Origin of the sequence: Aureibacter tunicatorum (assembly GCF_036492635.1) — a bacterium.
Taxonomy (GTDB): domain Bacteria; phylum Bacteroidota; class Bacteroidia; order Cytophagales; family Cyclobacteriaceae; genus Aureibacter; species Aureibacter tunicatorum.
The window spans coordinates 3,704,863-3,717,597 of record NZ_AP025305.1; the positions used below are offsets into that span (position 1 = coordinate 3,704,863).

The 12,735-nt window shown below is 40.4% G+C and carries 12 protein-coding genes and 1 pseudogene; 3 read left to right on the top strand and 10 right to left on the bottom strand.

Annotated elements, in window-relative coordinates:
- Positions 1-58 precede the first annotated feature (58 nt).
- Positions 59-475, top strand: coding sequence for a hypothetical protein (locus tag AABK36_RS15605; protein ID WP_309937946.1), 417 nt, complete (start codon positions 59-61; stop codon positions 473-475).
- A gap of 166 nt (positions 476-641) precedes the next feature.
- On the opposite strand, the gene AABK36_RS15610 is transcribed toward AABK36_RS15605, so the two are convergent.
- Entirely contained in the window at positions 642-1,250 is a 609-nt protein-coding gene (locus AABK36_RS15610; RefSeq protein ID WP_338390284.1) for a hypothetical protein, read from the bottom strand.
- A 263-nt stretch (positions 1,251-1,513) separates the two neighbouring features.
- Positions 1,514-1,864 (bottom strand): hypothetical protein, encoded by a 351-nt coding sequence (locus AABK36_RS15615; RefSeq protein WP_309943487.1) that lies wholly within the window; start codon positions 1,862-1,864, stop codon positions 1,514-1,516.
- Between the two features lie 408 nt (positions 1,865-2,272).
- Between AABK36_RS15615 and AABK36_RS15620 the strand changes: the two genes are divergently transcribed.
- Both AABK36_RS15620 and AABK36_RS15625 read left to right on the top strand, forming a co-directional pair.
- Positions 2,273-3,058 carry a DUF6567 family protein gene (locus tag AABK36_RS15620; protein WP_309943486.1) on the top strand — a complete coding sequence of 262 codons (786 nt, stop codon included), beginning with the start codon at positions 2,273-2,275 and terminating at the stop codon, positions 3,056-3,058.
- A 183-nt stretch (positions 3,059-3,241) separates the two neighbouring features.
- Positions 3,242-3,739, top strand: a complete 498-nt coding sequence (locus AABK36_RS15625; RefSeq protein ID WP_309943484.1) for a hypothetical protein — start codon at positions 3,242-3,244, stop codon at positions 3,737-3,739.
- Positions 3,740-3,745: 6 nt separating this feature from the next.
- On the opposite strand, the gene AABK36_RS15630 is transcribed toward AABK36_RS15625, so the two are convergent.
- The 8 genes and pseudogenes from AABK36_RS15630 to AABK36_RS15665 all read right to left on the bottom strand — a co-directional run.
- On the bottom strand, positions 3,746-4,297 hold the full coding sequence (locus tag AABK36_RS15630) for an REP-associated tyrosine transposase (protein WP_309943482.1): 552 nt from the start codon (positions 4,295-4,297) through the stop codon (positions 3,746-3,748).
- A 1,253-nt stretch (positions 4,298-5,550) separates the two neighbouring features.
- Positions 5,551-5,922 (bottom strand): DMP12 family DNA mimic protein, encoded by a 372-nt coding sequence (locus AABK36_RS15635; RefSeq protein WP_309943480.1) that lies wholly within the window; start codon positions 5,920-5,922, stop codon positions 5,551-5,553.
- On the bottom strand, positions 5,916-6,899 hold the full coding sequence (locus tag AABK36_RS15640) for an RHS repeat-associated core domain-containing protein (RefSeq protein ID WP_338390327.1): 984 nt from the start codon (positions 6,897-6,899) through the stop codon (positions 5,916-5,918). Before AABK36_RS15640 ends, AABK36_RS15635 begins: the two co-directional genes overlap by 7 nt.
- A 999-nt stretch (positions 6,900-7,898) precedes the next feature.
- Positions 7,899-8,759, bottom strand: a complete 861-nt coding sequence (locus tag AABK36_RS15645; RefSeq protein ID WP_309943469.1) for a tyrosine-type recombinase/integrase — start codon at positions 8,757-8,759, stop codon at positions 7,899-7,901.
- A complete protein-coding gene (locus AABK36_RS15650; protein ID WP_309943471.1) occupies positions 8,750-9,598 on the bottom strand; it encodes a tyrosine-type recombinase/integrase in 849 nt (282 codons plus the stop codon). Before AABK36_RS15650 ends, AABK36_RS15645 begins: the two co-directional genes overlap by 10 nt.
- Before the next feature lie 38 nt (positions 9,599-9,636).
- Complete coding sequence (locus AABK36_RS15655) at positions 9,637-9,825, bottom strand: hypothetical protein (protein ID WP_309943474.1); 189 nt, start codon at positions 9,823-9,825, stop codon at positions 9,637-9,639.
- A gap of 171 nt (positions 9,826-9,996) precedes the next feature.
- On the bottom strand, positions 9,997-12,534 hold the full coding sequence (locus AABK36_RS15660) for a toprim domain-containing protein (RefSeq protein ID WP_338390328.1): 2,538 nt from the start codon (positions 12,532-12,534) through the stop codon (positions 9,997-9,999).
- Positions 12,529-12,708 (bottom strand): annotated as a pseudogene (locus tag AABK36_RS15665) (CHC2 zinc finger domain-containing protein); the annotation flags it as partial. The pseudogene AABK36_RS15665 and the gene AABK36_RS15660, both read right to left, overlap by 6 nt.
- Between the last annotated feature and the right edge of the window lie 27 nt (positions 12,709-12,735).

The window sequence follows — 12,735 nt, forward strand, 5'->3', positions numbered from 1 at the left end:
ATTCCACATCATTTATCACCCTCAAAAAACCTAATTTATAACCTTAAAATAAAACAAAATGGAATCATATGAAATCTTATACCAGACTAACAAATGCGAAATAAGCTATATCAAGTCATTGAATACAATTAATATAAAATGGATTGGCTACGCTTCTTCAGACATTCATCATGAAAACGCTATGAAAGCCATCAACTTCGTTAAAGAAAAAGGAGCTAAAACTGTCATTTCGGACAATAGAAAAGGCAAAGTAATTTCCAAGGAAAGCCAAGAATGGGGTCATAATGTAATGGTTCCATCCCTGTTGCAAAGTAAGGTCAAACAATTACTGATTATTGAATCAGAAAATATATTCAATCAGTTTGCCATAGATCAAATGATTGAAAAAAACAAAATGAGTCATAACAGCATAAAAGTCGAAACATTTTTAGACTTGGAATCAGCTTTTAGAAACATAAAACGGCAGATTGAGTAATCGCCACGCGAACATAAAACTTTCGACAGACAACAGAACACCTACCTAGTCCAAATCACAGACTTGAACTAGAGGGGGGATTTTGTGTATCTGCTGGCATTAGGTACAAGTTACAAACTTGCACCAGGTGGGAAAATGGGGGACGAACGGATGGTAGTACAGATTTTTATTTTAAAACCCTATAAGAATAATTAGTATAATCTATTAAATCTTCCAATATATCTCCTCTCTTAGATATTAAATAATTACTATTTTTATTATCGAATAAGTATCCACCAATAAATCCTTTTTGAGGAGACGCAAATAAAATTTGATCATATTCATCAGTATAATAATAATAAGACTTGATTAATCTGAATTTATATATTTTCTCATCTCCTCTCATATATACATTTTCCAGCTTAATCGGCAATTCAAAAATTAAATTATTAAAATTAAATTTAATACTATTAAACGCCCCAATTGATGAATTAAAGTTAAAAAGCACCTCTTTATTTATTCCTAGTTTTTCGATATTGATTATATAACAATCTTTTTTATATTCTAATTCTCCATGACCAAAAAAAGCATATTTAATTCCCTTATTTTTTAAGATAAAATTATATTCAAATAGATAATGATCATGGTCACTATTAAATATATTAAAGAATGTTTCACTCTCTGAATAATTAATATTTTTATTATTATCACATGATGTAATTATAAATAAGCTACTAATAATGAGGCTCAGAAGTTTCCAGTGTATTCGCGATATTATTGATTCGTTCTTGTTCATTAAATTCATCTACTAATTGTTTTATTTGTCTAAATTGCTCAACAACAACACCTTTTTTGAATTTATTAGGATTATTCCCCCAACCTAGTCCAAGTTTGCAACCTGGACTCATACTATAACTTAAACTGTATCTATTCGCATTTAGTCCAAGTCACAGACTTGAACTAGAGGGGATTTTGTGTATTTGCTGACATTAGGTACAAGTTACAAACTTGCACCAGGTGGGTCACAGACTTGAACTAGAGAGGAAGGGGGTAAAAACTCTATTTAATTTTTAGGTATTTTTTATCTCTAAATATTATTTTATTTCTCATAAATTCATACGGGAATGTATCATAAGAAATATAAAAATCCATTTTCTCTTTATCATACAGATCTTTTTCAAATATTATCAATGAATCAGATATTAATCTTCCTTTCTTATCACCTGTTAGTCCTTTATTTTTATAGTAAAAAACCGAGCTATCAAATTTAATAATAATGCTATCAGCAAAATAATCCGTCTTTTGAATATAATTACCCCTTATAACATTTTCTTTCGAACAGCCCAAAATCACAAATAATATAATAAAGCAAAAAAATAGTTTAATTTCTGACTTTAATAAAGAGCTCATAATTTTTTATACTAATTTAATTATCTTGACTTTTCAAATTACTACTTCTTTCATGATATCCTACTCAGTCCAAGTTTACAACTTGAACTACGCTTCAAAACCTCTATTCGTATTTAGTCCAAGTCACAGACTTGAACTAGAGAGGGGAGGTCTCCTACCTAGTTCAAGTTTGAAACTTGGACTAAACTTCAACATGGACTCATACGAAATAAGCCACATACTTTATCTACGTTGAATTCATTCTAACACTCCAAAATAATTCTTAACAGGACACCAAACGCAACTACATAATTAATCAACAACAAAAATACACTTTTACAATAACCTAAAAATAAAAACATATTTAAATTTATTTTTTAAAATAAATAATATAATTAATTTCACAAAAACTAAACGCAAAAGCATATCATGTTAAGAAAGTCAATACTTTTACTCGCTATATCAGCAGGGCTTAGCTCATGCGCATTCCACATGGGAGGTCTTACAGGAAACGCCTCTTTAGGCAATAATAATTTTCAAGTCGTTGACTTTGCTATCGGAACGGCCAATACCACGCAAGTATTAGGGATTGGAGGTTTGAAAAAAGACGGATTGGTCTTGGAAGCGAAACGCAACCTGTATGCAAACCGACCGCTAAAAAAAGGACAAGCTTTGGCCAATGTCACTGTTGACTTCAAAAGATCTTATTACTTTCTTGTTTCAACTACAGAAGTGACCGTCACAGCCGAAGTAGTGGACTTCAATGATGTCAAGGATACTATGAACAAAGAAAATATTGACATGATGATGAATGGAGAAAACCACTCTGATCAATCCTTCAATATGAACGAGCAAATTTATGTATCCGCTTCCATAAAAGACAGCGACATCAGCGACTTGATCATAGCAAGAGTTATTGACTTCAAAGGGACTAATAGGCTTCAGGTGCAATTCGAAAGCAATGAAGGAGAGCTAGTAACAAGAAAGGTCAGCAAGAATTTCATCTTTAAAATTGAAGAAAACGATGCCAATAAAGAATCCTTTGGCTTTAATATCGGCGATCGTGTAAAATATTTTTCAAACAGCTATGCCGAGCCCGTAATAGGAAAAGTGATTGGCTTAAACTCCGAAAGGTTATTGATTCATTATTATGATGATGAGAATAAAAAGGAACGCAAGAAAATCGTTCAGAAGAAGAGAACAAAATTATTTTAATTTCCAGATTCACCCTTAGTCCAAGTTTAAAACTTGGGCTTCACCTCAACATCATAAAACTAACACGCTTACCCTAGTTCAAGTTTGAAACTTGGACTTCGCTTCAACATCATAAAACTAACACGCTTGCCTAGTTCAAGTTTACAACTTGGACTTCGCTTCAACATCATAAAACTAACACGCTTGCCTAGTTCAAGTTTGAAACTTGGACTACGCCTTAACTTCAAAAAGCTAACACGCTTGCCTGGTTCAAGTTTACAACTTGGACTACGCCTTAACTTCAAAAAGCTAACACGCTTGCCTGGTTCAAGTTTAAAACTTGGACTACGCCTTAACATCAAAAAGCTAACACGCTTGACTAGTTCAAGTTTAAAACTTGGACTACGCCTTAACATCAAAAAGCTAACACGCTTGACTAGTTCAAGTTTACAACTTGGACTACGCCTTAACATCAAAAAGCTAACACGATTGACTAGTTCAAGTTTAAAACTTGGACTACGCCTTAACTTCAAAAAGCTAACACGCTTGCCTGGTTCAAGTTTACAACTTGGACTACGCCTTAACATCAAAAAACTAACACGCTTGCCTAGTTCAACTTTGCAACTTGGACTACGCCTTAACATCAAAAAGCTAACACGCTTGCCTAGTTCAAGTTTACAACTTGGACTTAACAACAATTAAATTACCCTACTCTATAAATTTAATTTCCAACAAGCCATTCAATCCATAATAATTGCTGGCACTACTATATAAATAACACTCAGCAGTCGTAACCAAGCCCGCTTTAACAGGATTTTCATGTATATACTCAAGTTTTTGATCCATGATCTTGTTGTTCGAAACTTCAATTGGATGATAATCCTGCTTCCAAAATTGAAAGTTCTTGTTATTGCAATTATTCTTTCCTGCCTTTTCAAATATAGAAAGCATCCATTCCTTTCTACTCTCCTTCAAATTTGCCTCTATCGCTTTAATTATCCGTTTGGACGTATACTTTTTAAGATCCCTAATTATTTCTTCCAGTTTATTCAAGCCACTTGCACCTACTATTAAGTGAACATGATTGCTCATGATTACATAAGCATACACTTCCAACCCTTTGTTAACTTGACAATATTGTAAACTGCTGATAAATATATCCTTGTATTCCGCTCTTGTAAACACATCAACCCAATGCACTACGGTAAAAGTAATAAAGTATAATTTTGATTGATCTCTAACTTTATATTTTCGGCTCATATGATAGATGTAGAATTGAATCTTCAAGCTTTTGTTAGGCATATACACCAATAATCTCGCCTATACATAAAATATAGCTCTCACTAGTTTAAGTGTGGAACTTGCCTAACCTGCCTAGTTCAAGTTTGTAACTTGGACTACGCTTCAAAACCGCAAACCTAAACATGGATGCATGATTAACTAAATCCAATATGTGAAACAAATTGAAAACTTACGACAGAAAACATATAAAAAATCCATCCTGATTGCTCAAGATGGATTTTGTGTATCTGCTGACATTAGGTACAAGTTACAAACTTGCACCAGGTGGGTAGCTAAATCCAACATGTGAAACAAGTTGAAAACTTACGACAGAAAACATATAAAAAATCCATCCCGATCGCTCAAGATGGATTTTGTGTATCTGCCAGCATTAGGCACAAGTTACAAACTTGCGCCAGGCGGGGCTAACCTGCCTAGTTCAAGTTTGCAACTTGGACTACGCTTCAAAACCGCAAACCTAAACATGGATGCTTGATTAACTAAATCCAATATGTGAAACAAATTGAAAACTTACGACAGAAAACATATAAAAAAATCCATCCTGATTGCTCAAGATGGATTTTGTGTATCTGCCAGCATTAGGCACAAGTTACAAACTTGCGCCAGATGGAAACCTGCCTAGTTCAATTTTGCAACTTGGACTACGCTTCAAAATCGCAAACCTAAACATGGATGCATAATGAGCTAAATCCAACATGTGAAACAAGTTGAAAACTTACAACAGAAATGGATTTTGTGTATCTGCTGGCATTAGGCACAAGTTACAAACTTGCGCTAGGTGGAGCCCTCTTTTCCGTTTTATAAAGCTATATAAAATTATATTATTATGCTTGCTTTTTAAGACAGTACCTTGCGCTAGGTGGAAACCTGCCTAGTTCAAGTTTGCAACTTGGACTACGCTTCAAAACCGCAAACCTAAACATGGATGCTTGATTAGCTAAATCCAACATTTGAAACAAGTTGAAAACTTACGATAGAAAACATATAAAAAAATCCATCCCGATTGCTCAAGATGGATTTTGTGTATCTGCCAGCATTAGGCACAAGTTGCAAACTTGCGCCAGGTGGTCAAGATGGATTTTGTGTATCTGCTGACATTAGGCACAAGTTATAAACTTGCGCCAGGCGGGGTATTTGCTCCAAGCTGCAATCTTGAACTAGTAATATTTTTTAATCTAAACTTAGACAATATTTGGGGCTAGCAGAAAGGATTAAAATAAAAAATATATATTTTTATTTTCTTTAATCGCTATACTAAACAAATCAATTATTGGATTCAAATAAGTCTTTAATTTTTGACTTGAATCCTGTATATATGTCATAAATCTTTCATATATCCTTTTTTTTATTTCATTTGAAATTATCCAATCATCTTCCCCCACTTGAAGCATACAATCACCTTCTTCATTAATTATATCTAATATGCAAGTTTTTTGTTGAATAAAATATATATCTTCCTCTTGTAAAACAAAAACCCTTGGATTGTTTAAATTGTCGTAACACCAACTTATAGCTTCTGAATAATTCATTTGACTTTCATTTATTTCTTCAGCTAAAACAAAAATGGGGTATATTCTTACCATAAATTTTCTATTAAAAAAGAATCCGTATTTTTTAGATGAGTCTGAGCTTTAACATAATTTCTAGCTTCTTTGTATTCTAACTTTCCAGTACTTGGTGTTTTCCCAGTCATATCAACATATTGATTTTTATTATGATCATATATACGAAAATAGTTGTTTTCTAAATCTAATTTAATTTCAATATTCGTCTCTGTATTCAAATAATTTCTTTTTACTCCATCTTTAGATGTAGTACCTTTTACACCTGGAGCAAATTTATTTAAAGCTTCACTAAAACTAGCTTTAGCCCAGTCCTTACTAAATTTATTATACGCTGCAAGCCTTTTTTCCCAACCAAAAGCTCTAACCTTGCCTATTTTTCGAACAATCAAAAAAATTGATGCTTGTTCAACATGTTGTTGATCTAGATTTCCTTCTACAACATCATTTAAAAGCATTTCAATGCCATCAGCTGACTCAAATGCCATATCTGATGATGTACGTCCTTCCATCCCTTCATTCCATGTAGTAGCAAAACCATGATAATAAGAAACGATTACATTAGGAATAAAATGTTTAAGTCCGTCTTTTCTTTGATATGGTACATATGGTAATTTAATATTATGTAGCCCTAATGTAAGTAATGGAGTAGGTCTATATTTATTTGGTCCCAAATACCAAGGTAATTCATCATCTTCACCACCTAATCCCATCCAATCAATTTGCCAGATTGGGGTATTGTTATGATACGCATAAGGTGTCTGCCAAGGATACTTTTTTGTCCAAGGATCTACACTGAACATTTTGCCTATACGGGCATCATACATTCTTGCCCCAAGGTTGTAGACGCTAGCTTCCCCATTTATTTCATCATCTTTCTCCTTGCCGTTAAATCCATACCCATAATTCTCCTCAAAGGTCGGAGAGCCTCCTTGTGAGGGTCTCTTCAGGAAGCCCTTTTGGCGTTCCCTTGCTTCTAATTTAGGGGATTTTGGGATTTATTTGTGCATTTTACTGTCTGTTTTTCTTTTATTCACTGTATTGTTGATTTTCAATGGTGTTCATGAGCTGACAAAGTCAGGTTCAATTGAAAGAAAAAAGAGGGCTTATCCATGGACTACCTATGGAGTATCTACGGAGTACTGCCGTCTGGTCGCCCTCACTCCAGGGCGAAGGAACATCGTTCAGGGCTGGGCTGGCAAAGGGCTGTGAAGTATCGTGAACGGAAGGGCCTGTAAGGAGCAGGAAGGCGTATAAAAAAAGCATGACCGAAGAGGAAAAGAGTAAAAGGAGAAGTATTTTAATATTCGAGGGGTAAAAATGAAAGGTTCGGAGCGAAGTATGAACGTAGATACCTTTCACTTTTTATGCCTCGTCCCCTCCTACTTCTCCTTTTTTCTTTCCTCGGTGTTGCTTGGCAGTTGGTTGGCTAGAGCTGTGTTTCAGGGAGCTAAGTTTTAATATAAGACGAGGGTCTTATATGGGTACTTTTATTTTGAAGCTGTTAAGTTCTGTACGTTATGTTTTTCATTTCCGCTGGATTAAAGTCTTGTTGTTGAAGCGGCTACGAGTTGTGGCGAAGCTACCTGCGCGCCCCAGCGGCAGTCATGGACAGGGAATGTGAAGGATGAGCATGGTGGACATGATACTGACGCTGGGCAAAGGGCGCGCCCAAACTATCGAAGGCGATGGACTGCTGGTGACTGCCAGAAGTGAAGGGAGGGACGACCAAAACGGAAGGTAGTGGCCAAGCAGGACAAAGTAGCCTGAGGTGAGGATGAGGAAGGAGTGCAAGCTTCGTGACAGACTGCGAAGCACCGACGAAGGAGGCGAACAGTTGTTTTTTTCTTCAATTGAAAAAATAAATAATAGGAAAAAAGGGCTGTGAGGTCTGGCGGGAAGCTTTGCCGACTGATGAAGACGAACGCCTTATAACCCTGTTTCAAGTGAGCAGTGAGGATTCTACGAGGCAGTGCCGTTTCCTTGTTGGCTAATTGCTAGCCCAATGGATGTTTCTTGAGGATCTCTTCTTTGAGCTTGTCGGTTTGGCTGTGTTTGTACCTTTCGGTGGTGCTGGGGTACTTGTGGCCTGCGAAGGTCTGGACATGGCGGATGTCTTTGCCGTCTTTGAGAAGGTTGGCGATGACGCTCTGGCGGATGGTCTTGGGATTGAGGGTACGGTCAGGGAAGAGTGGCCGCATGGTTTCGATGAGGTAGCCGATGCCTTCGCCGTTTTCTTCTTTGCCGAGCTTGCTGATGATGAGGGCTTGGCTGTCGTCTTTGGTCAGTTGCGGGCGGTCCTGCTGGATGTAGTTCATGAGCCAGAAGACTTGTTCGGGTCTGAGCCTGAGGGTTCTGGCGTTGGATTTGGGAGTGGAACGGATGTCGATGGTGCCTTTTTCGAGGTTGATATCCTGAAGCTGGAGACTTCGGATATCGCCGTTGGTGAGTGCCTGCCAGATGAGGAAGCTGATGATGATCTTGTTGCGGTTGCGGAGAAGGACGTAGCGCTCTTCTCTGTCAAGGAGAAGGGCGAGTTCTTCGGTGTTAAAGAGTTCCTGCATCTGGATATCTCGGCTCTTGTTGTCCCTGAGCTTGACGGACTTTGCCGGATGGTCTTTTCTGACGCCCTGATGGATGAGCCAGTCGTAATATTTTTTCAGGGCAAAAAGTGCCACTTTGGGGTCTTTGTCTTCATTGCGGAGGCTTCCGATGTACTGCATGACTTGTTGATAGTCCGCGTCTTCGGGAGTGGTGCTTTTATTTTCAAATGAAAGAAAAAAGAGATTGATTTCACGAAGGTAGCGCTTGGCAGTGCCTTGGGTGTGATGCTGTCGGAGGTAGTTTTCTAGTTCCATGTGTCGAGTTGTTGTTGGGAGATCTGAGTGTATATCTGTGTGGTATCCAGATGTTTGTGTCCGAGGAAGTTGCGGACGTATTCAGCGGAGAGGCCGTTTTCAAGCAGATGGCTGGCGATGCTGTGCCTGAGATGATGGAGGCTGATCTTCTTCCGGATGCCTGCCCTGTCGAGGATTTTGTGAAGCATTCTGTTCATGGAGACGCCTGACATGCGCTGTCCTCTGCTGTTGCAGAAGAAGGCATTGGTGCCTTTGGGGATACGGCTGTAAAGGCTGTAACGCTCAAGGTCTTCGGTGACTTTGTCGCTCATGGGAACGGCTCTCCAGCGTCCGTTTTTGCCGGATCTGACGTAGAGCATTTGCTTGACGAAGTGCAGGTCTCTGAGGTCGAGGGCTTCGCCTTCGGATCTTCTGAGTCCGCATCCGTAGAAAACGCTGAGCAAAGCTCTTTCCTGTAGGCTGTGGCAGTAGTTGTAGAGTTGTTTGACTTCCTGCTGTGTGAGGATTTCTTTTTTGCTCTGCTGGGGACTTGGGAAGTGCAGTCCGCTGATGGGGTTGCTGTTGAGTTCTCCTGAGTCTATTTTCCATTGAAAAAATAAGCGCATGGCGTATATGTGGTGCTGGATGTAGCTGTCGCTGAGGCCTCCGAAACGTTTCTTGTTGGGGCGTTCTTGTAGGTGGTTATGGAAGCTTTGGATGTCTTCGGGATTGATGTCATGGATTTTCTTTTGGGTGAAGCTGAGGAAGGCGTTGATGCAGGCTGGGAGCATGCGGAGGGTGCTTTTGCTGTAGCCGAGGTTGGTGAGGTGGGTTTGGAAGTATAGGGATTGGAGGTTCATAATGGATGTTTTAGTAGTTCTTTTCTTGCTTCTCTGCTCTATTGATGACTTTGAGGTTGTTTACTTTCTTTCTTCTTACTTTCTCCATTGATGAGAAAGTAAGCAAAGAATCTAGGCAGTGAGAACTTCACTAAAATCTCTTCTTGTTCTCTAAAATTTTCAAACTCGCTTCGCTCAGACAGTGAAAATTTCTTAACGATAACAAGCTGAGATTTCTTAACGCTCACTTCTCAAGTGCCGTCTCTTCGGTTCAGCTTTACTTGTCTTCTATTATCTGTTATGATGGTTAATCGCTTTTAGGGGGTCTTGCATTTTCTTTGGGTCGGGGGTCGCTACTTGTAAGTTGTTGTTATTCTGTAGGTTGACTGACCCATTCAGTGACCCAAGGGTTTGGGTATCTAGAGTTTATTCAGTTGTTTATATAAGTTACCTTTGATTTTATCTTTGACAAGTTCCATATTATCCCAGTAGGATATTTTATATCGATAGGTGTTTCTTATGCCTATGTTGCTTTTGGTGATGTATTCGAGTTCCATCAGGTTGATAAAATGGCGCTGCATCTGGCTTTTGCTGATTCTAAACTTTTGACGTATTTCACGCTGTTCGAACTCGTAGTCTTTGCCTTTATTCAGGACGTATTCCTTGAGTTTCTCGTAGAAGTCACGGAGGCTTCCGTCAAGCTCATCGACTTTTAATATGATGCTGTCGAACATGATTTCGATAGCGGTCTGAAGGTCTTCTTTGGCTGTCAGTAATCTGCCTTGGTCGTCTTTCTGGCGCTGGTATTGATTGAGCAGTGTGATCTGACGTACATAGCTTTGGAACAGATCGTTGAGTCTTCTGATCTTGTGGGCTTCTCTTGGCAGTTCTATCTGGTTGGCGAAGCGGTTTACTACGTCATAAGGCTTCAAAAGTCGCATGCAGTGGCGAAGGAAGACTCTGATTTCCTGCTCTTTTTGACGGTTAATGATGCCTGCTGATTTGTTGTTTTGATATTGGATGATTCGTAATGTTTGTTCATGGCTTTCATCGACGGCGACGATGAAGCAACGGCTCATGTTGTCTTCGTAGATTTCGCCTCTGGTGGTGGCTGAGAGTGATGCTATCGGGCCGTAAACGGTCTTGACAAAGCCTGTGATTTCTCCTGTGCGTTCATTTTTGCCACTGGTACTGCTGGATATCATGCCTTTGGATTGTAGTTCTCTGAATGCAAGCTCTGCTTTTTCTTCCAAGCCGTCGTAATCCTCGATGCCGATGAGCTTGTTTTTGAGTTCGTTCTGGCCATAATTGTACAGACTGCTTTCAGTAACTCTGGTCAGGCTGATCATGTCTTCTTCGGGCATGAAGTCCATTATTGTAGCCAACAGGTGTGTCTTGCCACTTCCGGAGCTTCCTTGGATGAGGGCATGCAAAGTCTCAGGCATCTTGTAGCTGGAAGCGATGCCGAAGAGAAAGAGACGGTTGTTTTCTTCTCCCACGACTCCGCTTTTGCCGATAAGTTCATTGATTCTTTGCATCAGGTTGGGCTTGCTGAGGAAGTCCATGCAGGCGGATCTGGTGTTGCTTGGGATGTCTACGGGTTTGTTTTCCTGCTGGTCTTCAGGGTTTTGGCTTTCTCGGTATTCATCAAGCAGATCTACTAATTGGCTCAAGTCGCTTTCGATGAGGTCGGGACGCAAATGGAGCTTCTCGCCTGCTTCACGGCTGACTTTTTCGGTTTGCTTGTCTTCGTATAGGTCGAGCTTGCTGCGGCTTTTTTTGGTGGTTCCGGGGTTTTCGATGACCAAGGTGACCTTGAGGCTATCGAGGTCTGTGCGGAGGCCTCCTTTGATGGAGTAGATGGCGGTGGGGGTGGTGAAGAGCAAGCTGTGTGGGTTGTCTACTTGGAGAGATGGGATGGATACTTCTGAGCTATCTGATGCGGGGCGCACAAGATCTTGTGCGCTTACGATGGAGATATCATCGGGCATGGCGGATATATCTGGCATATCGATATCGGATCTGCCATCAGATATAGATGGATGATCGGATGCAGGGTGCACAATATCTTGTGCGCTTACATCGGGCAAGGCAAGCCTGGCCCGTGGGATGCGGGCATCGAGCAGATGGGTGAAGATCGCAGTGTCGTCGTGGCTGATGAGGAGGCTGTTGATGTCTTCGTCGTCAGGGGTGTCCACGGATGATATTTTTGTGTTGGGTAGCAGGTTTGTGAGTTCTTGGCTGTATTTTTCAGTGGCTTTTTTGCCGGCTTGGTCGCCGTCGAGGAAGAGGATGATTTCTTCGAGGGACGACAAGTTTTTGAGTGCTGTTTTGTGTTCTTCCGTCATGCCGTTGGTGCCGTAGAGTGCCAGCAGGCTGTATTTTGCTGTGATCTCGGGGAGCTGGAGCAGGCTGGCGGTGTCGATGATGGATTCGCAGAGGATGATCTTTTTGGTGTCTGCGGATGGGTAGCAGGGATAGAGGCCTTGGCGGTTTTTTAGATAAAAATGCTTGGGGGATGATGAGGGCATCGCAGGGCTCTTGACACTTTGGGATGTAGCCGATACAGGGCGCACAAGATCTTGTGCGCTTACGACAGGATCTGCGTATCTGAAGTAGAGGGAGATGATGTTGCCTTGGTGGTCTTTGAGGGGGAAGCAGAGGCTGTTTTTGGCGAAGATGCTGTAGGCTTTGCCGCCTTTGGAGGAGGTGAGGTTTTTGTCGATGAGAAGGCCGAGCTCCAGGTATTTTTGGATCAAGGATTCATCTTTGCGCTTGCCGTGGTGGAACTGCCCGGAGTTGTAGCCGATTTCGAGCATGTCTTTGTCTAGGCCTCTGTGGGACAGGTATTCTTTGGCGGTCTTGCTGCTTTGCAGGCCGTTGCGGAAGTAGAGAAAAGTGCGTGCTAGGATGCTTTCTCTGGTGTGGGCTGGTTTGGTGATTTCTCCTTGGATCATGGATTTGGCTTTGAGGATGGCTTCGTGCTTGCTGATATTTTCCTTGTGCATGATGAAGTCGATGACATCAAGGCTCTTTCCGTGGGTGGCACAGTTAGCACTGAAGCAATAGGCGGTCTGGGTCTTGTAGTAGACCTGCATGCTGGGCGTGCGGTCTTCATGAAAGGGACAGCTGAGCCTGTGCGACTTGTCGGGATGTAG